Here is a 24,060-nt window from a genome sequence, read left to right as displayed (position 1 = left end):
TAACCCGGTATGACCGGGCACGGCGTCGCTTACGGCCCCTGGGGGGCGGACCGTCAACGGATCGGAAGCCCGCCGAAAGCCCGGTCCGGCACCGTGGAAACCACAGCGGAACCACAGCGGAACCACCGCGGAACCACAGCGAGCCGCGACGAGCGCAGGAGGCGGTAAGGATGCCAGAGTCCCGGGAGGATCGGCTCCGGCTGGGGGTCATCATCGGCAGCACCCGCAACGGCCGGTTCGGCCCGACGGTCGCCGGATGGTTCGCCGCCCAGGCGGAGCGGCGCGCCGACCTGTGCCTCGACCTGATCGACCTGGCCGAGGCGCGCCTGCCCGAGACCCTCGCCGACCACGACGACGACCCGCCCGCCGAGGTGAGCGCGCTGGCCCCGCGCCTGGCCGCCGCCGACGCCTTCGTGGTGGTCACCCCGGAGTACAACCACGGTTTCCCCGCGCCGCTCAAGACCGCCATCGACTGGTTCTACGAGGAGTGGCAGGCCAAGCCGGTCACCTTCGTCGCCTACGGCAGGGAGTCCGGCGGCCTGCACGCCATCGCCCAGCTCAGGCAGGTCTTCACCGAGGTGCACGCCGTGACCATCCGCGCCGCGGTGAGCCTTCCCCGCTACTGGGACCATTTCGCCCCCGACGGGAGCTGGCCCCGGCCGACCGCCTCCTGCCACGCGGAGGTGTCCGGCATGCTCGACCAGCTCACCTGGTGGGCCCGCGCCCTCCGTGACGCCCGGCGCAGCGTCCCGTACACCGCCTGAAATCCGGATGTTCCGGTTGGTGCCGGTCTGCGATGCTTTGCGGATGGGATGGTCGTTCACCGCTGATCTCCAGGGTTTCCCGGCCGAGGCCGAGGCGTGGTTGCTGCGCGATCCCGTACGGTCCACGGTCCCGCTCACCGTGCTGAACCGGATCCGCCAGGGCGACGAGCAGAACGGCATGCTGCTCGGCTGGTACACCGGCGGCGGCGCGGTGGCCGGCGTGGTCGTGCACACGCCGCCGTTCCCGCTCATCCTCGGCGACCTCCCCGGCGAGGCGATCGGGGCGCTGGCCGAGGCGCTGCGCGGGCGTGAGGTGCGGGGCGTCTCCGGGCCGCGGGAGACGGTGGCGGCGTTCGGCGCGGCCTGGCCCCGGCCGGTCAGGGACCGGATGGCGATGCGCCTGTACCGGCTCGGCGAGCTGCGCCCGCATGCCGTGGACGGCGAGGCGCGCGCGGCGGAGGCCGGGGACGAGGAACTGGTCGTCGCCTGGTACCGGGCGTTCTTCGCCGAGGCCGAGCCCGCCAACGCCGGCGTCGATCCCACGACCCCGGTGCGCGGCCGGATCGCGGAGCGGGAGATCGTGCTGTGGGAGGCCGGGGGAGAACCGGTCGCGCTGGCCGCGCTGTCCAGTCCGATCGCCGGCATGTCGCGCATCGGCCCGGTCTACACGCCGCCGCGGTCCCGCCGTCGCGGCTACGGCGCGGCGGCCACCCACGCCGCCACCCGCAGCGCCATCGACGCGGGAGCCGAGCGCGTCCTGCTCTTCACCGACCTGGCCAACCCCACCTCGAACTCGATCTACCAGGCCCTCGGCTACCGCCCCGTGGACGACTACGCCAGCACGCACTTCGGCTGACCCGCGGGTCAGGGCAGGATGGCGTCCACGTAGCCGCCGTCCACCCGGAGGGCGCCGCCGGTGGTGGCCGAGGCGAACGAGGAGCTGAGATAGACGCACATCCCGGCGATCTCCTCGGGCTCGATGAGCCGCTGGATCAGGGAGTGCGGGCGGTGCCGGCGCATGAACTCGCGCTGCGCCTCCTCCCACGGCAGGCTCCGGTCCACCAGCTCGTAGACGAACTCCTCCACCCCGCCGGTGTGCGTGGGACCGGCGATCACCGAGTTGACGGTGACACCGGTGCCGGCGGCCTCCTTGGCGAAACCCCGGGAGACGGCCAGCAGCGCCGTCTTGGACATGCCGTAGTGGATCATCTCGGCCGGGGTGGCGATCGCCGAGTCGCTGGCGATGTACAGCACCCGGCCCCAGCCCTGCGCCTTCATCGCGGGCAGGTAGTGCCGGGTCAGCCGGACGGCGCTGAGGACGTTGGTCTCGAAGTAGGCGCGCCACTCGGCGTCGGTGATCTCCAGCGCGGGGCGGGAGCCGAAGACGCCGAGGTTGTTGACGAGGATGTCGGCGTCCGGCACGGCGCCGGTCAGCGCGGCGGCGCCGTCCTCGGTGGCCAGGTCGGAGGCGACGGTGACGACGTCGGCCCCGGCCGCCCGGTCGCGTACGGCGCCCGCCGCGGCCTCCAGCCGGGAGGCGCCGCGCCCGGTGAGGACGACCCGCGCGCCGGCCTCCGCGAGGCCGGTGGCGATGGCGAGTCCGATGCCCTGGGACGATCCGGTGACGATCGCGGTCCTGCCCTTGAGGTCGATGTGCACGGCGCGTCCCCTCTCGCGGATCTTCTCTTCCACCATAGGGGGACGGGCGTGGGTGATCAGGCGCCGGGGGCGGGCGGGGGGAGGGGGCTCGGCGGTCGGCACTCGCCCGAGGCGCGCTCGTGACCTCGGACGAGTTGCCGCCGTGACAGGGGGAGCAAAGCCCTCTCCATGCATCCTGGTTCGTCGCCAAATGCAAGTCAATCCGGGGGCAAAAATTTTAAACTCCGGCCCTGACCTGCGGGTTCGTCTCCGCCCGCGGAGCGGTCGGCGTGGCCGGTCCGGTCGCGTGCGGTGAACGCCGCGGCTCCCCCGGTGCCCGCGGGTCCAGGGAGGCACGGCCGGGCCGGGGGATCCGCCCGTGTCGTCGCTGCGCGGGAGGTGAACACATACATTCGCGCAGGCCGGGCATACAATGCGGACGCAAGGCGCGTGTGGGGGCACACGCCTTAATCGGGGGTTATACGCAATGAGTGGTTCCTACGTAGAGGAACCGTGCGGTCTTGGGCTGGAGATCTTCGACCCTGCGCCGATCGGGGTCTGGGTCACCCGTGGGCCGGATCACACGCTGGTCTACACGAACTCCGCCTATCGGGAGTTCTTCGGCGACAGGCCGTTGGGGGAGCCTCTCCGTCACGTGTTCCGGGATCTGCTGCAGGAGGACCTCTTCCAGCAGTTCGACCGTGTCTACCGTACGGGCGAGCCGTTCAGCCTCGCCGATACGCCGCTGGAGATCCGCGGGCGGTCGGCGTTCGAGCGCTACTTCACCATCACCCTCTCCCGTATCCCGTTCGGCCACGGCATGTCCGGCGTGCTGTGCGTGCTGGTCGAGGTCACCGAACAGGTCGTCGCCGGGCAGCAGGTCCGGGTCCTGTCCGAGGAGCGCCGCCGCGCCCTCCAGCGCTTCGAGAGCCTCGTCCGGGCGGCCACCCCGATCATCTGGGTGACCTCGCCCCAGGGCGGCATGATCGAACCCAGTCCCGGCTGGCAACGGCTGACCGGCCAGACGTGGAACGAGTTCCGGGACGACGGCTGGTTGCAGGTGATCCACCCGGACGACCGCCCGGCCACCATGGAGTCGTGGTCGCGCGCCCTGAAGGAGATGGTCCCGCTCTGGGAGCACACCTACCGGCTGCGCACCCGCTCCGGCGGCTACCGGCGCTACCACGCGCGCGCGGTGCCCGTACGGGAGGACGAGGTGATCGTCGAGTGGGTGGGCACCAGCACGGATGTGGAACGCCAGTGGCAGGAGGCCCACCGTAAGAAACTGCTGGAACGCGCCGCCGCCGTCACCGCGGGCATCGTGCGCGTCGAGGACATGTTGTCCGCGCTGTGCCGGGTGGTCGTTCCCGAGCTGGCCGACGGGTGCGCGGTCTACCTGCTCCCCGACGTCTCGGAACGGCCGGGCCATGAGCCGCTGCCGGCCGACCGGGTCGCCTCCGCCGTCCGGATGGGACTGCCCCCGCTCCATCCGCACCGGCAGGAACGTTTCTCACCGGACAGCGGCTTCGCCCGGGCCGTGCAGAAACGCCGGGCGGTCTACACCTCGTACCCACGTCTGAGATCCTCCGGCACGATCATGTCCTCCGGCATCGACTCGTGGCTCTCGGCCGCGTCGGCGAACAGCGCGGTCCTGCTGCCGCTGATCGTGGACGGCGCGGTGGCGGCGGTGGTGGCCGCGGCCACCTGCGGCGACCGCGCGCCGATCAGCGCCGGGGACGTCGCCCTCATCCGTCGCATGCTGGACCACGCGCACGCGCCACTCAGCAGCGCGGTGGAGTTCCGCCGCACCCAGCGGGTGGCGCTCGCCCTCCAGCAGAGCCTGCTCGCCGAGCCGCCCGTCGTACCCGGGATCGAGATCGCCGCGCGGTACCGGGCGAGCCCCTCGGCGGCCGAGGTGGGCGGCGACTGGTACGACTCGTTCATCCTCACCGACGGTTCCCCCATGCTGACCATCGGCGACGTGGCCGGTCACGACCTGCCCGCGGCGGTGGTGATGAGCCAGTTGCGCAACATGCTCAGAGCGCTCGCGGTGGACCGTGAGGAACCCCCGGGGGACATCCTGCGCCGGCTGAACCTGGCGATGGAGGCGCTGTGCGGCGAGTACACCGCGACCTGCGTCCTCGCCAGGATCGAGGCCCGCGGCGATCGCGGCTGGCAGGCGCACTACTCCTGCGCGGGCCACCCGCCGCCGCTGCTCGTGACCAGGGACGGCGGCACCCGCTACCTCCAGGAGGCGCGCAGCCCGCTGCTGGGCGTGCTGGCCGACACCCGGCGGCCCAGCGCCGTCGAGCCGCTGGAGCCGCAGAGCACGATGTTCCTCTACACCGACGGCCTGATCGAGCACCCGGGCGAACACCTCGACGACGGGCTGGACCGGCTGGCCCGGCAGGCCGGCGCCCTCGCCCGCGAACCGCTGGAGATCTTCTGTGACGAGCTGCTGGACGGCGTGGGATCCTCCGGCAAGGACGACATCGCGATGATCGCTCTGCGGGTCGGGGACCGACTGGAGATCCGTCGCCGTCACGGCACCTGACGGCCACGTGGCGTATGCCTGATCCCCCTATCGTGCGTGGGCATGACCATGATCCGTAAATTATTGGCCGCCGCCGTCGCCGTCATCGCGGGCGGTACCGTCGCCGTCGTGCTGCACCCCTCCACCGCGACCGCCGACCGGCGAGCCGAGGATCCGATCGTCATCGCGCACCGGGGCGCCAGCGCCATCAGGCCCGAGCACACCCTGCTCGCCTACGAGGCGGCGATCGCGCTCGGCGCCGACTACATCGAGCCCGACCTGGTCTCCACCAAGGACGGCGTGCTCGTCGCCCGGCACGAGAACGAGATCAGCCAGACCACCGACGTCGAGAACCACCCCGAGTTCGCCGGCCGGCGCACCACCAAGACCATCGACGGCGCGGCGATCACCGGCTGGTTCACCGAGGACTTCACCCTCGCCGAGCTGCGCACCCTGCGGGCCGAGGAGCGCATCCCGGACATCCGCCCGGCCAACACCGCCTTCAACGGCCTGGCCCAGATCCCCACCCTGGACGAGGTCGTGCAGCTCGCCCAGCGGCACGGTGTCGGCGTCTACCCCGAGACCAAGCACCCCACGTACTTCGACTCCATCGGGCTGTCCCTGGAGGAGCCGCTGCTCGCCGGCCTGGCCAGGCGCGGCTGGCGGGACCAGCGCGACCCGGTCATCATCCAGTCCTTCGAGACCGGCAACCTGCGTGACCTGAGCCGCAGGACCAAGGTGCGCCTCGCCCAGCTCGTCAACGCGAGCGGCGCGCCGTACGACCGGGTGGCGGCGGGCGACCCGCTGACCTACGACCGGATGGTGACCCCGGCGGGGCTGCGGGACATCGCGGGCTACGCGGACGGCGTGGGCGTGGCGAACGCCCGGATCATCCCGACCGGCCCCGACGGCCGCACCCTGGCGCCGACGACGCTGGTCCGGGACGCGCACCGGGCCGGCCTCATCGTGCACGCCTGGACGGTGCGCCCGGAGAACTCGCAGCTCCCGGTGGACCACCGGCTCGGCGACCCGAACAGCCCGGCCTACGCCGGCGCCACCGGCGACGTCATGGGCTACCTGAACAAGCTCTACGACACCGGCCTGGACGGCGTCTTCTCCGACGACCCGGGCATCGCCCGCGCCACCCTGGCCGCCCGCGACTGACCCGTGCCACACCAGAACCCCCGGCGCTCCCGCCGGGGGTTCTTCGTCTTGACCTCAACCGCCCTTCAGATTGCACGCTGGCCGCACACATCAAGAAGGGACAGGCCATTGAAAGCGGCGGCGATTCACGAATACGGCGGCCCGGACGTGCTCAAGCCGGTCGAGGTGCCGACACCCCAGGCGGGGGACGGACAGATCAGGGTGCGGATCAGGGCGGCCGGCGTCCAGCCCATCGACTGCGCCGTCCGAGGGGGGTGGAAGCTGCCGGGCCTGCCGGAGACGTTCCCCCGGGTGCTGGGCAACGAGTTCGCCGGGGTCGTGGACCAGGTGGGCGAAGGGGTGACCGGGATCGCCGAAGGGCAGGAGGTGCTCGGGTTCAACACCTTCGACTGCTACGCCGAGTACATCGTGGTGAACCCGGACCAGGTCACCGCCAAGCCGCCCGCCATGCCGTGGGATGTAGCCGGCGGGTTCACCGCCGGGACGCAGACCGCGCACATCGCGCTCGGCCAGCTCGCGGTCGGTGCGGGGGACACGTTCGTCGTGCACGCCGCGGCGGGCTCGGTCGGCGCGGCGGCCGTGCAACTGGCCCGGCTGCGGGGCGCGACCGTGATCGGCACCGCCCGCGAGGCCAACCACGACTACCTGCGCTCCCTGGGCGCGATCCCGGTCACGTACGGCCCTGGCCTGGTGGACCGGGTGCGCGCCCTCGCGCCCGGCGGCGTGGACGCGGCGCTGGACGGCGCGGGCGGCGAGGCGCTCACGGCGTCCCTCGACCTCGTCAAGGACCGCGACCGCATCCTCACCATCGCCGATCACGGCCGGGCCGCCGAGCTGGGCGTGCAGACCACCAGGGCGGCACGGTCGGCCGACAGGCTCGCCGAGCTGGCCGGGCTGTACGCGAGCGGCGACCTGCGTGTCCTCATCAGGAACCGCTACCCGCTGGACCGGGCGGCCGACGCGCACCGCGACGTCGAGACCCGCCACGGCCGGGGCAAGGTCGTGCTGGTCGTCTGAGGGACGCCCCTGGGGAAATCCGTGCCGGGCGCGGCCTACTCCTTTGCCTTGATCGCCGTGTGAAGGTGCAGGTCAGAGGGGTACATCGGCCATATCTTCTTCGCCCGAACGGGGGACTCATGGGGCGTATCGGGGTTGGCCGCGCCGGGATAGCCATGGCGAGCGTGCTCGCGATCAGTGGCTGCCTGCCTTGGCAGAGCGATGGGGTGGAGAACGTGGCCGCGCCGCGCGAGAACCCGGCGGTGGCCAAGCAGAAGGCCCGCCAGGCCGCGACCGCCGCCGCGGCCTCGGCCAAGGCGAACGAACTGGGGCAGATCCCGGTGCTCATGTACCACCGGGTGGTCAAGGACGCCACGGGGCCCGACGACCTGACGCCCCAGCAGTTCCGCGCCGAGCTGGAACGGCTGGTCGCCGAGGACTACGTGCCGATCACGGCCCGGGAGTACGTCACCGGGAAGATCGGCATCCCGGCCGGCAAGCACCCGGTCGTGCTGACCTTCGACGACTCCTCGCCCTCCCAGCTCGCCCTGGACGGGATGGGCACGCCGAACCCGGACACCGCCGTCGGCATCATGCTCGACGTGGCCCGCCGGCACCCGGAGTTCCGGCCCGTCGGCACGTTCTACGTCACCCGTGACCTGTTCGGGCTCAGCGTGCCCGAGGAGCAGGTCCAGATCCTGCGCTGGCTGCAGGACCACGGCTTCGACATCGGCAACCACACCTTCGACCACCTGAACCTGCGCGGCCGGGACAAGAAGGCGGTGTACAACGAGATCGTGGCCGGCCACCGGCTCATCACGAACCTCATCAGCACCGCCCCCGCCTCGCTGGCACTGCCGTACGGCAACCAGCCCACCACCAAGGAGTGGGCGAAGCGCGGGTCGGCCGAGGGAGTGCGCTACGACTACGGCGGGGTGTTCCTGGCCGGGTACACGCCGGGGCCTTCGCCCTTCGCCAAGGAGTTCGACCCGCTGGGCATCCCGCGCATCCGGTCGCACGAGAAGACCGGCGACTGCAAGCGCTTCTGCTCGGTGGCGTGGCTGGACTACTTCAAGGCCAACCCGGACAAGCGGTACACCTCGGACGGCAACGTGGCCACCGTGGCGTACCCGAAGTTCAAGGAGCCCTTCGCGGCCAAGGCGTTCTCCCGCTACGCGCTGGCCTATTGACCGGGCGGCCCGGTGCGTTTCGTGGCGCCGGGCAGGGAGGCCACATAGCCGACGAGGTCGCGCAGCGGGCCGGTGAGCTCCCGCTCGCCGATCCGCACGGTGCGCGCGCCGCCCCGGTCCTCGACCCGCACCTCGTAGTCGTACAGGTCGGCGCCCGGCCCCGGGCCGCCGGCCCGCGCGGGCAGGTCGAGCAGCCCGGACCTGCTGACGCGGGCCCGCAGTTCCGCGTCCTGCTCGGCCGGGAGCGCGGCGGAGTCGACGGTGGTGGTGGTGACCAGGCCGGCGAACCCGCCGCGGCGGACGATCGACACCTTCATGTCAGACAATCCTAGGCCGATGCCCCCGGCCGCGATCAGATGACGCCGACCTGCTGCCAGGCGGCCCGCACGTGCTTCCGCTCCTCGCCGTCGGCCCCGAAGAGGCGCCCGGCCTCCGCGACGGTCGCCTCGGCGGCCTCGGCGAAGGTGGCCCGCGCGTGCAGCCGCCGGGTGAGCGTCTCGTACCAGATCCGGCCCGCCCGCTCCCAGGCGTGCCCGCCCATGGCGGTGGCCGCGAGGTAGAAGGCGTGGTTGGGGATGCCGGAGTTGATGTGCACGCCGCCGTTGTCCTCGTGGTCGGGCAGGTCGGCGTAGTCGTCCATGTGGCCGGGCTGGTTGTCCTTGCCGCCGCCGGGAACGGTCCACGCGGTGCCGGGCGCCTTCATCGAGCGCAGGGCCACCCCCTGGAGGGAGGAGCCGAGCATGCCGTCGCCGATGAGCCAGTCGGCCTGGTCGGCCGTCTGCCGGAGGCTGTACTGCTTCACCAGGGAGCCGAAGACGTCGGAGAACGACTCGTTCAGCGCGCCGGACTGCCGGTTGTAGACGAGCTGGGCGGTGTACTGCGTGATCCCGTGGGTCAGCTCGTGCCCGACGACGTCGAGCGCCCTGGTCAGCGAGCCCTTGCGGAAGACGGTGCCGCTCCCGTCGCCGTAGATCATCTGCAGGCCGGTCCAGGCGGCGTTGTCGTAGTCGATGTCGTAGTGGACCGACGAGACCATCTCCATCCCGCGGCCGTCGATGCCGTCGCGCTGGAACACCTCGCGGAAGAAGTCGTAGGTGACGCCGGAGTTGGCGTACGCCTCGTTCACCGCCGCGTCGGCCGTGTCCGCGTCGCCCTCGGCGCGCACCTTGCGTCCGGGCAGGTCGTAGTAGCCGCCGTGCTCGACGTCGTAGATCGACCGCACCTTGCCCGGTGCCGGGGCGGCGTCGGCGATGGTCAGGCTGAGCTGGCGCAGCGCCCCGGTGACGGACACCCGCTGCGCTCGGGCGGTCTCCGCCGTGGCCAGGGTCGCGAGCGCGATCTCGCGCTCCTCGGGACTGCCGCCCTCGGCGACCGCGCGGAGCAGGTCGGGCGGCGCGATGCAGCACACCGGCGGTTGAGAAAGAAGGGTCATGCGCTTAGAGTCCGCCCATTTTTTGGCAAGCGCATGAGTATGGGCATACCTAGTTGGTTAGGGTGCTATGTCGGCTGGGTCATCGCATGTTGCGCCGTATCCGAAGCGGCGGGCTCGCGGAGCAGATCGCGGATCTCGGCCGCGGCGGCCCGGCCCGCCCGGTTGGCCCCGATCGTGCTCGCCGAGGGCCCGTAGCCGACCAGGTGCAGGCGAGGCTCGGCGACGACCCTGGTGCCGTCCAGCCGGATCCCGCCGCCCGCCTCGCGCAGCCGCAGCGGGGCGAGATGGTCGATCGCCGAACGGAAGCCGGTGGCCCACACGATCACGTCGGCGTGCGCGGTATGCCCGTCCGCCCATTGCACACCGTCGGGAAGTATCCGGGAGAACATCGGCAACCGGTTGAGCACCCCCTTCTCCCTGGCCTGCCGTACGGTGACGGTATAACCCAGGCCGGTGGCGCCGACCACGCTCCCCGGAGGCAGCCCCGCGCGGACCCGCTGCTCCACCCTGGCCACCGCCTCGCGGCGCATCTCCTCGCCGAACGCGCCGTCGTGGAAGACCGGCGGCCGGCGGGTGAGCCACATCGTGCCGGCGGCCACGTCGGCCACCTCGGACAGGACGTGCGCCGCCGAGGTGCCGCCGCCGACCACGACCACGTCCAGCCCCGCGAAGCCGTCCGGACCCCGGTAGTCCGCGTAGTGCAGTTGCCTGCCCCGGAAGTCCGCCGCGCCGGGATAGTACGGCCAGTGCGGGCGGGTCCAGGTGCCGGTGGCGTTGACCACCGCCCGCGCGGCCCATCGCCCGGCCGGGCCGGAGACCAGCAGCCGCCCCCGCTCGCCGCGGGTCACCGCGCGCACGGTCACCGGACGCAGCACCGGCAGCTCGAACCTGCGCTCGTAGGCGGCGTAATACCCGGGCACGACCGACGCCGCGGGCAGCGTCAACCCGGCCTGCTCCCGGTGCGTGCCGGGCAGGTCGAACACGTCGTGCACCTTGTCCATCGTCAGCGTGGGCGAACGATGCCGCCACGCCCCGCCCGGCCCGTCGCCCGCGTCGAGCACCACGAAGCCCGCGCCCGGCGCGAAGCCGAAACGGCGCAGGAAATAGGCACTGGACAACCCCGCCTGCCCGGCGCCGATCACCACCACGTCCACCTTGTCCACGCCCACTCCAACCGCGCGGCCCCCGCGGCGCTTCCCGCTCCCCGGGCCGGGCGCGGGCCGGCGTGTCCACCCACGCAGATCTCCTCGCGCAGGGCTCGGGCTCCCCGCGCGCAGGGCGTTTCTCCCGCGCGGGGTGTGTGGCGGCGGGTGGTGGGTCAGCCGGTGCGGCGGGTGACGCGGAACGTGGGGGTGGCGCCGCCGGTGGCGACGTCGGCGTCCAGGGTCCGGTCGTCGAGGGTGGCGGCGGCGGTCGGCTCCAGGAAGACGCGTACGTCCTCCCGCTCGATCACCTGGTCGCCGTCCTCCGGCGTCGTCGCCAGGGACAGCTCCAGCGCGGCCGCGTCACCCGGCTTGGACGCGATCCGCAGCCCGGCGTCCTCCGGCAGGTCTTCGCCCACCATCAGGTCGCGTATCGCCGCTACGGCGTTCTCGGTCAGGACCAGCATGGCCATCCCTCGCCTTCCGTTGTGTGCCGTGATCCGTTCGTGTCGCCCGGGGACGGCGGACCCAGACCGCCGCCCCCGGAGCCTCGGGCCGCCGCGTCAGGGCCGATCCAGCCGGAAGAAGTTGCTGTCCCCGCCGTCCTCGCGGCGCTCCTGGTAGACGAACCGCAGCTCGCGCTCGTCGAAGGTCTCGAACCACCGATCCCACGAGATGTGCGTCAGGCCCGCGCCCCCGTAGCCGGGGAAGTCGAACCGCAGCAGGCCCGGCCTGCCGTCATGCCCGGTGCCGGGGACCGTGGCCGGCTCGGCCCTGCGCCGCTGCGCCCACTTCCTGATCACGTCGTGCTCGCTGGTCACGAGTGTCCCGCCCGGTCGTCCCTCGTGCTTCCCGGGCGCCTGTCGCCGGCTTCTCACCATGACGGTCCGCCCCCTCCCTGCGTTCCGGGCTGCCCGAAAGGACCGCTTCGTAACGTGTGACCTGCGCATATGCTTGATGGCCGGGCGCTCAGGCGCCCAGGTCGCGGACGACGTTGTCGAGCCGGTGCGCGATGACGTCCAGGCGCTCCTCGGTAGGCGGGCCGCCGGGGAGCAGGCCGGCGAGGTCCCGCTGCCGGATGACGACGAGCCCGCGGTGGGCGTCGTCGATCTCGGCATCGGGCATGACCACGCATTCCCCCCGGACGAACACCAGGGTCGCGTCCGCGTTGGAGGCGTCCAGCAGCCGCCGTACGCACTCGCGGTCGATGAGAGCCATGAGCAGTCCTCCTCCCAAAGCGGGCCTTACCCGCCTTGAGGGGAAGAAACCCCAGGTGAGAGCGCTGGTTTCGGGCCAGCGGGCGAGGGGCTGCCCGCCCGGCGGCGGGAGCGTCAGCGGAGCCGCGCCTCGATGAGGTCGGCGGCCCGCGTGGTGCCGCCCTCCGCGCGCAGTTCCTTGCGGATCGCGGCCGACCGGGCGGCCACTCCCGGGTCGCCGGTGAGCTCCGTCAACGCGGCGCGGAGCGTCTCCGCGGTGGCCCGCTCGGTGTCGATCCGGCGGCCGACGCCGAGCTCGACGAGCCGGTCCGCGTTGGAGAACTGGTCGACCGCCTGCGGCACCGCGATCATCGGGACCCCGCAGTGGAGCCCCTCACCGGCGCCGCCCATCCCGGCGTGCGTGATGAACGCGTCGGCCTGCTCCAGAATGGCGAGCTGCGGCACCCACGGGTGCGTCTCGACGTTGCCCGGGATCTCGCCGAGGTCCGCGAGATCGACGTGCCTGCCGATCTGCAGCACCACGTGCCATCCGGGCAGGTCACCGAACGCGGCCAGGCACTCCCGGTAGAACCCCGGCAGGTTGGTGTAGGCGGAACCTTCCGGGAGGGCGATTCCAGATCAGGGAAACGGGTGAAAGCCGCGCCGGCGGCTCAGCGGTGGCCGCGCGCGGTCGGGGACGGGGCTCGTCGCCTCACTCGTAGATCTGGTAACCCATGCGGGTCACGATAACCGACCGCTTTACCGCCGGTCATCAGGTTTCCACCCGGTGAGTTTCCACAGGTGGGCCGCCGGTTGTGGGCGTCGTCCACAGAATCGCGTTCCGGCGGCCGGTACCCGGGGTCGGCGGCGGAGGCTGGGCGGCATGCGTGAACCAGATCCGCCCGTCCTCCCGGCTCCCGGGGCCGAGCCGTTCCTCGTCCGCGCGCGGCGTCTCACCAGGCTGGACGCCCGCGTCGTGGCCTGGGGCAAGACCGCCGCGCACGTGTGGGGGGGTGAGCACCCGGCCCTTTCGCGGCGGGGCCGAGCCGTGGCCGATGGAGCTCGTCGTGCCGCCCGGGTTCGACGTTCCCGGCTGCCTGGTCAGGGAGGGCTTCCTCGTGGCCGCCGACGTGACGGCGCACCAGGGGGTCCGGGTGACGACCCTGGAGCGCACGGCGTTCGACTGCGTGCTCCATCTGCCGCGGCTGGAGGCGGTGACCGCGCTGGACCAGTTCCTGCGGGCCGGCGTGCGCAGGGAGGCCCTCGCCGCCCGCGGTCGCGCGCTGTCCCGCGCCGGCGAGGCGCGCCGGCTGCGCGAGGTCCTGCGGCTGGCCGACCGGGGAGCCGCCTCGCCCCCGGAGAGCTGAGCAGGTCGCCACGGCCCTCCTCGACCGGGGCTGGCGGCCCGACCCCCGGCGGCTGCTGCACGTCCAGGCCCGGGTGCGCGCGGCGCGGCGCCGCTCATGATCACGACCTCGCCGGACGTCCTGGGAGCGGCGTGGCCGGCCCGCCGCCACGAGGGTCAGAGGTCCTTTGCCGGGATCCGGCCGTGCGCGAGGGTGTGGTTTGCCATGGCCTGAGGCTTTGCGCGGTCAGGGTCATCCCTTCGGCAGGGCATGGGGCCGGGCTGCCGAAGGCATCGCCCGCGGCGGATCCCGAGATGTGGCCTTGGTCACATTTTCCGTATTTTTTCGGCGGCGTGTCCTACGGCAAAGCCGTTGCGGCGACGGCCGTCGGCGCAGGTCACAGGGGATGCATCGACCAGGATTTTGGGGGCATGGGAGTTTTCGAGAGACGGGAGATGGTCCCGTTGCGGTTCCTCGGAGGAGGTGTAGACGCATGACGCACGGCACTGACATCGGGACGCATCCCGACATCGTGCGGATGCGCGAGCGATACGAACTGGCCGGAGCGAGTCCCAGAGCGCAGGTGGCCGATGGGCTGACGATGCTCGCCGGTCTCTACCTCGCGATCTCGCCGTGGATCATCGGATTCAACGGCTTGCCGGGCATCACCGTGAACAACCTGGTCACGGGTCTCGCGGTCGCCCTTCTGGGTCTCGGGTTCAGCTTCGCCTTCGGCCGCACCCACGGGATCACTTGGGTGTTGCCCTTGATCGGGCTGTGGACGATAGCGGCGCCCTGGGCCATCCGTGGCCCCATGGCCACCACGGCGACGATCTGGAACAACGTGGTCATCGGGGCGATTCTGCTCGCCCTCGGCCTGGCAACCGCGGGCATGGGCATGGCCCGTCGCTCGTAACTCGAAACGATCGAAACGATAGGAGAGGTGGGACCCGGCGAGGGTCCCACCTCAGCCGTCTTCCGGGGGTGAGGACCTCAGGCGCTTTCGTCGGGCGAGGTCCAGGACCGGTGTCCTTGGGGGTGGGGTTATCCGGTTGCCCGGAGGGCGGGGGGCTGGCTAGCGTCCGGGGAAAGCGTTGACGGAGACGAGTACCCGCGGGCTCAGGTGAGCCGAGAGAGCCGCCCCCAGCTGTGAAGGCGGTCTCACGGCCCGTTGGGGAAGACACTCCTGAGCGTGGGGAGGAAATGCCCCGCCGGCCGGCCCCCGTCATCGGGCCCCACGAGGCCGCCCGCCGTGGCGGCGAAGGTGCGGTGGTACCGCGAGTCCCCTTCTCGCCCGCACTCCCAAGGGATCACGCCAAGGTCCCCGGAGGACTGCGATGATCCACCAGAAAACCCGGGTTCTCGTCTCCGACCTGCGAGAACACCTCGGAAAGACCGTATCCGTCTCAGGCTGGGCGAGTGCGCTCCGCCGCCAGCGCACGATGCAGTTCGTCCTCGTGCGCGACCACACCGGCACGGTCCAGGTGACCAACAGGCGCGCCGGCGACGAGTTGGAGCGCACGATCGAGGGGCTCACCCCGGAGTCCGCCGTCCGCGTCGTCGGCCGGGTGACCGCCAACCCCGTCGTCGGGCTCGGCGGCCTGGAGATCGTCCCGGCGGCGGTCGAGATCGCCGGCAGGGCGGAGACGCCGCTGCCGATCGACGAGCGCACCGGCCTGGAGCAGCGGCTCGACTGGCGGCACCTCGACGTGCGCAGGCGTCCGGCGGCGCGGCTGCTGTTCGCCGTGCAGACCACCGCCGAGCAGGGCATGCGCGAGTTCGCCTACGGCGAGGGCTGCACCGAGATGCACACCCCGAAACTGATGGGAACCGCGTCGGAGTCCGGTGCCGAGGTGTTCGAGCTGGGCTACTTCGGCCGCAGCGCCTACCTCGCCCAGTCGCCGCAGTTCTTCAAGCAGATGGCGATCGCGGCGGGCGTCGACCGGGTCTTCGAGGTCGGCCCGGTGTTCCGGGCGGAGCCGTCCTTCACAGCCAGGCACGCCACCGAGTTCACCGGCGTGGACGTGGAACTCGCCTGGATCGACGACGTCGAGGACGTGATGGCCTTCGAGGAGCGGATGCTCGCGCACGCCCTCGCCGAGGTCGCCGGACGGCACGGCCCGGCGGTCAAGGAGCACTTCGGCGTCGAGGTCACCGTGCCGGCGGTGCCGTTCCCGCGGATCACCATGGAGGAGGCGCTCGGCGTCCTGCGCGCCCGGGGGTGGGACCCGGCCGGGGAGAAGACCGACCTCGACCCGGAGGGCGAACGCCGCCTCGGCGCGTACGTCAAAGAGCTGACGGGGCACGAGTTCGTCTTCGTGACGCACTACCCGGCCAGCGTCCGGCCCTTCTACCACATGCGCTCCGACGGCCGGCCCGACCTGACCCTCAGCTTCGACCTGCTGTGGAAAGGGCTGGAGATCACCACCGGAGCGCAGCGCGAGCACCGTCACCCGGTCCTGCTCCGCCAGGCCGCGGAAAAGGGCCTGCGCCCCGAGCCGATCCGGCACTACCTGGACTCCTTCCGATACGGCTGCCCGCCGCACGGCGGCTTCGGCCTGGGCCTCGGCCGTGTCCTGATGACGCTCCTGGCCCTCGACTCCCTGCGCGAGGCCACCTTCCTCTTCCGCGGCCCCAACCGCCTCACCCCGTAGCGGGGATACCAGCCGGCGGTCATTCGGCGGGGGTGGCGCGGCGAGGGTCGCCACGTCCAGCCGTCCCGCGCGCAGCGCCGCCGCCATCTCCTCGGTGTTCAGCTCGCGCAACTCCACGTCCACCGAAGGATGCGCCTCGCAGAACACCGCCAGGACCCGCGCCGGCTGCGTCATCAGCCCGCGTGCCGCACCCGGCCGGATCCGCCCGCGCACCCCTCCGGTCCACCCGAGCATCTCCTCCTCGACCGCGGCGAGATCGGCGAGGACGCGTTCGGCGTGTTCCAGGAGCGCCGTCCCCGCAGGGGTGAGCGCCCCCCAGTGGTTGTTCCGCTCGAACAGCACCAGACCGAGCTGCCGTTCGAGCTTGCGGATGTGCTGCGACAACGCCGGCTGCGCGATACGCAACACCTCGGCCGCCCGAGTGAAGTGCAATCTCGCGCCACCGCCTGGAAGCACTCAAGCTGCCGCGAACTGATCATCACTAATTGCCTCACCGGCCGTTTCCGTGACCCGGAGCACGATGTCCGGGAGGCGGTTCGGCCGCATCGTCAGGGTCAGTCGAGGGGTTCGGGGCCGGTCAGGCGGCGGTCGCCCTTGGTGGTTCGGACGTAGACCTGCCAGTTGTAGTACGCGTAGTAGGCGCGGGGGTCGCGTTTGATCTGGCGGGCGTGCAGGAGGACGGCGTCGATGTAGGGCTGGGTGGGGTTGTAGGCGTGCAGGGCGCGCTGGTAGTCGCGGGGAGCCCCCGAGGCGCGCAGGTAGTTGGCGGCACCGAGGACGGCGTCGCGCGGGTCCTGGACGTCGCCGCCCAGGCCGTACGCCTTCCACGTCGCGGGCATGAACTGCATCGGCCCCTGGGCTCCGGCGTGGCTCGGCGACCTGACCCGGCCGAACCGCGACTCCACCAGCATGACGGCCGCCAGCACCTCCCACTCCACACCGAACCGGCGTTCGGCCTTCTTGAAGTGCCCGAGCAGGACCTCCGCCGGTTCGGCGGGCTGGACGCGGAACTTCGCGGAGCCGCTGATCGGGCGGGTGAGGGAGAACAGGCCGCTGGTGGCCTCGACGTTGTCCCTGGCGGCGCGGGCGAGGGCGGCGGGGAGGCGGTCGAACGTGCGGTCCGCCAGGTCCGGCCGCCGGGCGAGGTGGCGGTAGACGCGCTGCTGGTGCAGGGCGAGGAGCACGACCGGTTCGGGGGGCCGCGCCTGTCCCGGGTCGCCGTTCCCGACCCAGTCGTCGATCGCGTCGAGCAGGGCGCCGGAGGTGGTCTCCAGGGCTTCGGCCAGCCGGGCGGCGTCCTTCGGAAGGGGGACGTCGGCGGCGGGCAGCTCGGGCCCCGGCGGGGGAGCGGGCTCACCGGAGCCCTCGGATCCAGGCTGCGGTGGGGTGGCGCCCTCGGAGCCGGGGGCGGACTGCGGAGCGGTCGTGTCCGCGGATCCGGGTTGGGCGGGGTTCTGTGGCGTGGTGCCGCCCGGCGCGGGAGCCCCGGCGTCAGGCGGGCGCTGCCCGGACCCTTCCGCGCCCCCGCACCCCGAGAGCACGAGAGCCGCGACGACGGCGGCCACCGCGATGGACCTCCCCCGGGTCACCCGGCGGGGAAGCGGCAAGGAGACGCGGAACGGGTGGTTTCGGTGGGGGTGTGTCGGTTCGGGATGCATCGGGGGGAACCTACCTCCCGCACGGTCCACGGTGCGCGGCCACGGGCATGCTTGGGGGATGGACGTGACACTGGCTGAGATCAGCAGTCCGGGACGGGTGGATCCCGGGGCAGGCATCACCACCGAGGAGCTCGCCCTGGCGGCGCGTAACCACGGTATCCCGCTGGAAGCGTTGAGGTATGACGTCACCCCACTCGGTCTGCATTACCTCCTCATCCACTACGACATCCCGCTGATCGACCCGGCCGCCTGGCGGCTGACCGTCGGCGGGCTGGTCGGGAAGACGTTGACGTTCGGCCTGGCGGAGCTCAAGGAGCTGCCCCGCCGTACCGTGCGGGTGACGATGGAGTGCGCGGGGAACGGGCGGGCGCGCCTGGAGCCGCGGCCGGTGAGCCAGCCGTGGCTGGTGGAGGCGGTGGGCACGGCCGAGTGGACCGGGGTACCGCTGCGCGAGGTGCTCGCCGCGGCCGGTGCCGACCCGGCCGCCGCCGAGGTGGTCTTCACCGGCGCCGACCACGGGGTGGAGCGCGGTGTCGAGCAGGACTACCAGCGCAGTCTGCCGCTCGCGGAGGCGCTCCGCGACGAGGTGCTGCTCGCCTACGAGATGAACGGCCTGCCGCTCGCGCCCCAGCACGGCTTCCCGCTGCGGCTCGTCGTCCCGGGCTGGTACGGCATGGCGCACGTCAAGTGGCTGCGCGAGATCACGGTGGTCGCCGAGCCGTTCACCGGCTTCCAGCAGAGTGTGGCCTACCGGGTGCGCCACGAGCCGGACGAGCCGGGCGATCCGGTCACCAGGATTCACCCGCGGGCGCTTCTCGTGCCGCCGGGGTTCCCCGACTTCATGTCCCGGGCGAGGGTCGTGCGCCCGGGGACGGTGACGCTGGAGGGCCGGGCGTGGTCCGGGCGGGCGCCGGTGGAGCGGGTGGACGTCAGCGTGGACGGCGGGCGGACGTGGTCGCCTGCGACGCTGGCGGAACCGGACGGGCACCCGTGGGCGTGGCGGCGTTTCACCTTCGAGTGGGCCGCCTCCCCGGGCCGTCATGTGCTTTCCGCGAGGGCCACCACCGCGAACGGCGACAGCCAGCCGGAAGGCCAGGCATGGAACCGTGGCGGCTTCGTCAACAATGCCGTGCAACACGTCCCGGTGGCCTGTATCGCGTCCTGAGGAAATGCTTTCCGCGGCGGTCCCACGGAAGTGGAGAATATGCGCAGACGGGCCGCTGAGCTGGGAAATCGCGCCCCGGGTAGGGCGTGGCGTAAGCCGTACCCGGGGCGTAGGGGTTTCGTGTCCGCCCGGGGGGCGCCATTCCCGCCGGGCAGGCCGAAGCCCGTGTCCTTGCTCGTCCGATGAACAACCGCAGGTGCGGTCTATTCGAATTACTCTTTTCCGTGCTGATCACTACGGTAACCACGGTTTCGTATTTCCTGCCACATGTTTTAGTCGTATGAGGAAATCCTCACTCGGGGGCGTCGGCCAGCGCGGTCAGCCACTGGTGGAGCAGGGCCGTCTCCGCCGCGCTGAGGACGGCGGGCGGCGTTTCGCGCAGCAGCGCGCCGAGGGTGGCCGCCGCGACGCCGGTGGTGCGGCCGGTGGCCGGGGGTTCGTCGCCGGGGACGGTGACCGCGGCGAAGACGGCCTCGCGCACCTGGGCCGAGAAGCCGGGGTCGGGGTAGATGGCGGGGCGGGTGATCAGGGACAGTGCGACCCCGGTGTTGGCCGACATCACCATCTGGGCCGCGACCTGCGGCGACACCCGCAACCTGCCGGCCGCCGCGCAGCGCTCCAGCACGCCGAGCAGCAGCCGGTGGGCTTCCGCGGCGGCCTCCGGCGGGGTGGACAGGCCGGGGGAGTACATCAGCCGGTAGTAGTTCGGGTGTTCCACGGCGAAGGCGACGTGGTTGTCCCAGCCGTCCCGGAGGTCCCGCACCGGGTCCGCCGAGGGCCGGGCGGCGCGCTTGCCCGCGAGGTAACGCTCGAAGCCGTAGTCGACGACGGCGGACAGCAGCCCTTCCTTGTCGCCGAACTGCCGGTACAGCTGGGGCGCGCCGATGCCGGCGGCCTCGCACACGGCCCGGGTCGAGAAGTCCGCCTCCGTCGAGCGGGAGAGCAGGTCGGCCGCCGCCTCCAGTATCCGCGTTCTCAGATCCACGTTATCGACGGTACAGGACCACGGCCGTTCGGCTGCATGGCGAACGGGCAGGTGGCTCTATGGGTCGCGGGTGGAGAAACGTTGATAACGGCCAAGCGTTAGCGAGGTTGACGATAACGGTGTTTACGTGCTTGAGTTAGCGGCGTGTTCGGGAGGTGGCCGAGGGCCGCCGTGCAGACGAAGGAGACCGTCATGAGGCAGAACGGCAGGCGGGTGGCCATCGTGACCGGGGGATCGCGTGGGATCGGCCGGGAGACCGCGCGCCGCCTGGCCGCCGACGGGCAGGCCGTCGTGATCGTCTACGCGTCTGACGACGCCGCGGCCGGCGAGGCGGTCAAGGAGCTCACCGCCGCGGGCGGCACCGCGCTGGCGGTCAGGGCCGACGTGGCCGACGAGACGGCCGTGGCCGATCTGTTCGACACGGTGGAGCGCGAGTTCGGCGGCGTAGACGTGCTGGTGCACGCCGCCGGGACCATGGTCCTGGCGCCGCTGGCCGACCTCGACCTGGCCGACCTGGACCGCATGCACCGGGTCAACATCCGCGGCACCTTCGTGGTGAACCAGCAGGCGGCCCGCCGCCTGCGCAGGGGCGGCGCGATCGTCAACTTCTCGACGTCGGTGCGCAGGACGATGCTGCCCGGCTACTCCGCCTACGTGGCCTCGAAGGGCGCCGTCGAGTCGATCAGCCTCATCCTGGCCAGGGAACTGCGCGGCCGGGACGTCACCGTCAACGCCGTGGCGCCCGGCCCGACCGCGACCGACCTGTTCCTCCACGGCAAGGACGAGGAGACCGTCGCCCGGTTCGCCAAGGGGAGTCCGATGGAGCGGCTCGGCACGCCGGGCGACATCGCGGAGGTGGTGTCCCTGCTCGCCGGTCCCGGCCGATGGATCAACGGCCAGACCGTCTACGTCAACGGCGGCCTGGCCTGACCGCCCGCGTGCTCCCAGGAGGTCAGCGAGGTCGCCGACCACGTCAGGGCGTGCTTCCTCGGCCGGATCGGCCCGGCCGACCTGCTCACCCCGCACCGGGGCCCTGAGGGCCTACCCGGTGAGGTCGCGGCGGCGCAGGGCGAAGAGGCCGGCGGCGGTGAGCGCGGCGGCGACGGCGGCGAGCCACAGCAGCGGCGTCACCGTGAACGCCGCCCCCGGCAGCGCCGGAGTCCGCGCGAACGGCGACAGCGACAGGATCGACGCGTCGGCGCCCCCGAGTTCCACCGCCAGCTCCAGGGCGAGCAGCCCGCCGAGCACCGTGTAGGTGACCGGCGCGGCGAGACGCGGCGCGACGCCGTACAGCGCGGCGGCGAGGGCCGCGAGGACCAGGACGGACGGCGCCCGGACCAGCGCGGCGGCGAGCAGCCGGGGCACCTCGTGGGCCGCCGTGCCGGTGGTCAGGCCGTAGACGACGCCGATGCCGAGGCCGAGCCCGGCGAGCACGACGACGGAGCCGAGGGCCGCGACGGCCAGGTGCCCGGCCGCCCAGCGCACCCGGCCGACCGGCCCGGCCAGTACGGCGGCGGCGCGGCCGGCGGTCTCCTCCGCGTGCGGGCGCAGGGTCGCCTCGATCGCGTAGATCGTGAGGACCTGGGCGGCCAGGTAGACGATGGTGGCGAAGAAGCCGTCCACCGGGCGCGCGCCGCCGCCCATCCGTTCGATCAGGCCGCGGAGCGCGTCGCTCGCGCCGAGCTGCCGGGCGATGCCCTGCGCGGTGCCGCCCAGCGCCGCGCCGAGCAGCAGCGTCCCCGCGGTCCAGGCGACCAGCATGCCCCGGTGCTGCCGCCAGGCCAGCGCGAAAGGGCCGCGCAGCCCCGGCGCGGCGGCGGCCGGGCCAGGCCGGTCGGGGAGCAGACCGGCGCCGAGGTCCCGGCGCGCGGCCAGCAGGTACGCCGCCCCGGTGAGCAGCACGGCCGCCCCGGCGACGGGCAGCAGGGGCCAGACATGGTCCCCCGCGAAGGGCCGCACCCCCTGCGCCCAGCCGAACGGCGACAGCCACGACGCCCACGGCGCCGGCCCCGCGTCCGCCACGCCGCGCAGCACGTACCACGCCGCCATCACGGCCGAGGCGATGCCCGCGGCGGCACGGGCGCCGCCGGTGAGCTGCGCGGCCAGCGCCGCGGTCCCGGCCATCACCCAGCCGCACGCGGCGAACGACAGCGCCGCGAGCAGCGACCCCGCGACCGGGAAGCCCACGGCGGCCAGGCCGAGCGTGACCAGCGCGGCGGTGACCAGGTTGGCGCAGAACGCCACGGTCAGCGTCGCCGTGAGCGAGGCGTGCCTGCCGACGACGGTGGAGCCGAGCAGTTCGGCGCGACCGCTCTCCTCCTCGCCGCGGGTGTTGCGGACCACGAGGAGCAGGGTCGCCAGGCCGAGCAGCAGGGCGGCCTGGCCGCGCACCCGCCACGCGCCGAGCCCGGCGGCCGACGTGTCGTAGATGGGGCCGATCATGAAGAGCTGCGCGGGATCGCCGTTGGTCGTGGCGGCGAAGGCGCGGCGTGCCGCCTCGGTGGGATAGGCGGAGCCCACGGCCGAGGCGACACCGACCACGATCAGGGCGACGAGCCCGAACCAGGCGAGCAGCTTCACCCGGTCCCGCCGCAGGATCACCAGGACCATGCTCCCGGTGCCGGTCAGCGTGCTCATCGCGACCCCGCCGTCTCGCCTGCTGTGTCGCCCGCTGTGTCGCCCGCCGTATGGTCCGTCGTGTAGTGGCGCAGGAACATCTCCTCCAGCGTCGGCGGCCGGCTGACCAGGCTGCGCACCCCGGTGGCGGCCAGTTCGCGCACCGCCGCGCCGAGCGCGTCGCCGTCCACCTGGCAGCTCACCCGGTCGCCTGTGACCCGCACGTCGTGCACGCCCGGCAGCCCGGCGAGCCGGGGCGCGGCGGTGCTCGGCTCGGCCTCGATCGAGGTGCGGGTGAGGTGGCGCAGCTCGGCGAGCGTGCCGCTCTCCACCGTGCGGCCGGCGCGGATGATGCTCACCCGGTCGCACAGCGCCTCGACCTCGCCGAGGACGTGGCTGGACAGCAGCACCGTACGGCCGGCGCGACGCTCCTCCCTGACGCACTCCTGGAACACCGCCTCCATCAGCGGGTCGAGCCCCGAGGTGGGCTCGTCGAGCACCAGCAGTTCGACGTCGGAGGCCAGCGCCGCGATCAGCGCGACCTTCTGCCGGTTGCCCTTGGAGTAGGCGCGGCCCTTCTTGCGCGGGTCCAGCTCGAACCGGTCGATCAGCCCGGCCCGGCGGGCGGGGTCCAGGCCGCCGCGCATCCGGCCGAGCAGATCGATCGTCTCCCCGCCGGAGAGCGCGGGCCACAGGGTGACGTCCCCGGGCACGTAGGCGAGGCGGCGGTGCAGCGCCGTGGCGTCACGCCAGGGGTCGCCGCCGAGCAGTCGCGCGGTGCCGGAGTCGGCCCGCAGCAGGCCGAGGAGCACCCGGATGGTGGTGGACTTGCCGGAGCCGTTGGGCCCGAGGAACCCGTGCACTTCGCCGGTGCGGACGGTCAGGTCGAGACCGTCCAGAGCCCGGGTCCGGCCGAAGGTCTTGACCAGGCCGGACACCGAGATGGCATTCGTCATACCGGACAAGCTACACGAACTTCACGAATTTCGTGAATATTGGGAAGACCGTTAGGGTGGTCGGTGGAGACGAGGGGAAGGCGGGCATGGCGGAGACCATCGGCGGGACGACCGGCACCGGAGACGACCGGGAGATCGAGGCGCTGCGCTTCGTCGAGCGCTTCGCGCTGATCATGTCCGAGTCGGGCTATCCGCGGATGGCGGCGCGGGTCTTCGTCGCGCTGATGGCCTCGCCCGAGGGCGCGCTCACCGCCGCGCGGCTCGCCGAGATGCTCCAGGTGGGCCCCTCGGCGATCTCCGGCGCGGTGAAGTATCTGATCCGGGTCGGCATGGTCACCCGGGAGCGCGACCCCGGCCACCGCCGCGACCGCTACCGGGTGGACCAGGCGTCGTGGTACGCGGCGGCGGCCAGCAGCGACGCGGTGTACCGGCGGTTCGAGGAGGGGGCGCGCGACGGCGTCGAGGTGCTCGGCGCGGACACCCCGGCGGGCGCCAGGCTGGACGAGACCCGCCGGTTCTTCGCCTTCCTCCGCCGCGAGGTCCCCGACCTGCTGCGCAGGTGGCGGGAGTACAACGACGCGACGCGCCAGGACGCCTGACGCCCCGGCCGGGTAGCCGGCGCTCA

23 protein-coding genes and 2 pseudogenes are annotated in these 24,060 nt (G+C 72.6%); 12 read left to right on the top strand and 13 right to left on the bottom strand.

All coding sequences use genetic code 11. The features are described from left to right. Window positions 1–170 precede the first annotated feature (170 nt). Both QSK26_RS22895 and QSK26_RS22890 read left to right on the top strand, forming a co-directional pair. Window positions 171–764, top strand: a complete 594-nt coding sequence (locus QSK26_RS22895) for an NADPH-dependent FMN reductase (RefSeq protein WP_285777279.1) — start codon at window positions 171–173, stop codon at window positions 762–764. Between the two features lie 43 nt (window positions 765–807). Further along, window positions 808–1,620, top strand: a complete 813-nt coding sequence (locus QSK26_RS22890) for a GNAT family N-acetyltransferase (protein ID WP_285777278.1) — start codon at window positions 808–810, stop codon at window positions 1,618–1,620. An 8-nt stretch (window positions 1,621–1,628) separates the two neighbouring features. Here the strand turns inward: QSK26_RS22890 and QSK26_RS22885 are convergent, their stop codons facing one another. Then, entirely contained in the window at window positions 1,629–2,423 is a 795-nt protein-coding gene (locus QSK26_RS22885) for an SDR family NAD(P)-dependent oxidoreductase (protein ID WP_285777354.1), read from the bottom strand. 466 nt (window positions 2,424–2,889) lie between these two features. Here QSK26_RS22885 and QSK26_RS22880 point away from each other — a divergent pair, with 466 nt between their 5' ends. From QSK26_RS22880 to QSK26_RS22865, 4 genes are all read left to right on the top strand, one after another. After that, window positions 2,890–4,956 (top strand): SpoIIE family protein phosphatase, encoded by a 2,067-nt coding sequence (locus tag QSK26_RS22880; protein WP_285777277.1) that lies wholly within the window; start codon window positions 2,890–2,892, stop codon window positions 4,954–4,956. A gap of 42 nt (window positions 4,957–4,998) precedes the next feature. Continuing rightward, window positions 4,999–6,099: a glycerophosphodiester phosphodiesterase gene (locus QSK26_RS22875; protein WP_285777276.1), complete on the top strand. Its 1,101-nt coding sequence runs from the start codon at window positions 4,999–5,001 to the stop codon at window positions 6,097–6,099. Window positions 6,100–6,207: 108 nt separating this feature from the next. Further along, entirely contained in the window at window positions 6,208–7,116 is a 909-nt protein-coding gene (locus QSK26_RS22870; protein WP_285777275.1) for an NADP-dependent oxidoreductase, read from the top strand. Between the two features lie 155 nt (window positions 7,117–7,271). Further along, entirely contained in the window at window positions 7,272–8,285 is a 1,014-nt protein-coding gene (locus QSK26_RS22865) for a polysaccharide deacetylase family protein (RefSeq protein ID WP_285777274.1), read from the top strand. Here QSK26_RS22865 and QSK26_RS22860 read toward each other — a convergent pair. The 7 genes and pseudogenes from QSK26_RS22860 to QSK26_RS22830 form a co-directional block, all read right to left on the bottom strand. After that, on the bottom strand, window positions 8,279–8,602 hold the full coding sequence (locus QSK26_RS22860; protein ID WP_285777273.1) for a protealysin inhibitor emfourin: 324 nt from the start codon (window positions 8,600–8,602) through the stop codon (window positions 8,279–8,281). The two genes, QSK26_RS22865 and QSK26_RS22860, sit on opposite strands and share 7 nt — an antisense overlap. 35 nt (window positions 8,603–8,637) lie before the next feature. Continuing rightward, window positions 8,638–9,717, bottom strand: coding sequence for a M4 family metallopeptidase (locus QSK26_RS22855; RefSeq protein ID WP_285777272.1), 1,080 nt, complete (start codon window positions 9,715–9,717; stop codon window positions 8,638–8,640). Window positions 9,718–9,782: 65 nt separating this feature from the next. Beyond that, window positions 9,783–10,880 (bottom strand): NAD(P)-binding domain-containing protein, encoded by a 1,098-nt coding sequence (locus QSK26_RS22850; RefSeq protein ID WP_285777271.1) that lies wholly within the window; start codon window positions 10,878–10,880, stop codon window positions 9,783–9,785. A 155-nt stretch (window positions 10,881–11,035) separates the two neighbouring features. Further along, window positions 11,036–11,332 (bottom strand): HesB/IscA family protein, encoded by a 297-nt coding sequence (locus QSK26_RS22845; RefSeq protein WP_285777270.1) that lies wholly within the window; start codon window positions 11,330–11,332, stop codon window positions 11,036–11,038. 90 nt (window positions 11,333–11,422) lie between these two features. Next, window positions 11,423–11,680, bottom strand: coding sequence for a hypothetical protein (locus QSK26_RS22840; protein WP_285777269.1), 258 nt, complete (start codon window positions 11,678–11,680; stop codon window positions 11,423–11,425). Window positions 11,681–11,828: 148 nt separating this feature from the next. After that, the gene (locus QSK26_RS22835) at window positions 11,829–12,077 is read right to left on the bottom strand and encodes a hypothetical protein (protein WP_285777268.1); all 249 of its coding nucleotides are present in this window, start codon (window positions 12,075–12,077) and stop codon (window positions 11,829–11,831) included. Between the two features lie 113 nt (window positions 12,078–12,190). Further along, window positions 12,191–12,673 (bottom strand): annotated as a pseudogene (locus tag QSK26_RS22830) (nucleotide disphospho-sugar-binding domain-containing protein); the annotation flags it as partial. A 197-nt stretch (window positions 12,674–12,870) separates the two neighbouring features. On the opposite strand from QSK26_RS22830, the gene QSK26_RS42125 reads away from it, so the two are divergent. From QSK26_RS42125 to aspS, 3 genes are all read left to right on the top strand, one after another. Continuing rightward, complete coding sequence (locus QSK26_RS42125) at window positions 12,871–13,422, top strand: type IV toxin-antitoxin system AbiEi family antitoxin (RefSeq protein ID WP_502888732.1); 552 nt, start codon at window positions 12,871–12,873, stop codon at window positions 13,420–13,422. A 472-nt stretch (window positions 13,423–13,894) separates the two neighbouring features. Next, window positions 13,895–14,317 carry an SPW repeat protein gene (locus QSK26_RS22820; protein WP_285777266.1) on the top strand — a complete coding sequence of 141 codons (423 nt, stop codon included), beginning with the start codon at window positions 13,895–13,897 and terminating at the stop codon, window positions 14,315–14,317. Between the two features lie 421 nt (window positions 14,318–14,738). After that, the gene (gene aspS, locus QSK26_RS22815; RefSeq protein WP_285777265.1) at window positions 14,739–16,055 is read left to right on the top strand and encodes an aspartate--tRNA(Asn) ligase; all 1,317 of its coding nucleotides are present in this window, start codon (window positions 14,739–14,741) and stop codon (window positions 16,053–16,055) included. 30 nt (window positions 16,056–16,085) lie between these two features. Here the strand turns inward: aspS and QSK26_RS41855 are convergent. Both QSK26_RS41855 and QSK26_RS22810 read right to left on the bottom strand, forming a co-directional pair. Next, window positions 16,086–16,511: pseudogene (locus QSK26_RS41855) on the bottom strand (LysR family transcriptional regulator); the annotation flags it as partial. A gap of 98 nt (window positions 16,512–16,609) precedes the next feature. Then, window positions 16,610–17,620, bottom strand: a complete 1,011-nt coding sequence (locus tag QSK26_RS22810; protein WP_285777264.1) for a lytic transglycosylase domain-containing protein — start codon at window positions 17,618–17,620, stop codon at window positions 16,610–16,612. Between the two features lie 151 nt (window positions 17,621–17,771). Here QSK26_RS22810 and QSK26_RS22805 point away from each other — a divergent pair, with 151 nt between their 5' ends. Next, window positions 17,772–18,878: a sulfite oxidase gene (locus tag QSK26_RS22805; protein ID WP_285777263.1), complete on the top strand. Its 1,107-nt coding sequence runs from the start codon at window positions 17,772–17,774 to the stop codon at window positions 18,876–18,878. Window positions 18,879–19,170: 292 nt separating this feature from the next. Here QSK26_RS22805 and QSK26_RS22800 read toward each other — a convergent pair whose 3' ends face one another. Continuing rightward, window positions 19,171–19,863 (bottom strand): TetR/AcrR family transcriptional regulator, encoded by a 693-nt coding sequence (locus QSK26_RS22800; protein ID WP_285777262.1) that lies wholly within the window; start codon window positions 19,861–19,863, stop codon window positions 19,171–19,173. A 192-nt stretch (window positions 19,864–20,055) separates the two neighbouring features. On the opposite strand from QSK26_RS22800, the gene QSK26_RS22795 reads away from it, so the two are divergent. After that, a complete protein-coding gene (locus QSK26_RS22795) occupies window positions 20,056–20,793 on the top strand; it encodes an SDR family oxidoreductase (RefSeq protein ID WP_285777261.1) in 738 nt (245 codons plus the stop codon). 111 nt (window positions 20,794–20,904) lie between these two features. Here the strand turns inward: QSK26_RS22795 and QSK26_RS22790 are convergent, their stop codons facing one another. Together QSK26_RS22790 and QSK26_RS22785 are read right to left on the bottom strand one after the other, a co-directional pair. Then, a complete protein-coding gene (locus QSK26_RS22790; RefSeq protein ID WP_285777260.1) occupies window positions 20,905–22,500 on the bottom strand; it encodes an ABC transporter permease in 1,596 nt (531 codons plus the stop codon). Continuing rightward, window positions 22,497–23,435, bottom strand: coding sequence for an ABC transporter ATP-binding protein (locus QSK26_RS22785; RefSeq protein WP_285777259.1), 939 nt, complete (start codon window positions 23,433–23,435; stop codon window positions 22,497–22,499). The genes QSK26_RS22790 and QSK26_RS22785 overlap by 4 nt, the downstream gene beginning before the upstream one ends. A gap of 86 nt (window positions 23,436–23,521) precedes the next feature. Here QSK26_RS22785 and QSK26_RS22780 point away from each other — a divergent pair, with 86 nt between their 5' ends. After that, window positions 23,522–24,034 (top strand): GbsR/MarR family transcriptional regulator, encoded by a 513-nt coding sequence (locus QSK26_RS22780; RefSeq protein WP_285777258.1) that lies wholly within the window; start codon window positions 23,522–23,524, stop codon window positions 24,032–24,034. Window positions 24,035–24,060: the final 26 nt, after the last annotated feature.

The sequence above is a fragment of the Microtetraspora sp. NBRC 13810 genome, from assembly GCF_030268685.1.
Lineage (GTDB): Bacteria > Actinomycetota > Actinomycetes > Streptosporangiales > Streptosporangiaceae > BSRQ01.
This window is presented reverse-complemented; position numbering and strand designations above follow the sequence as displayed.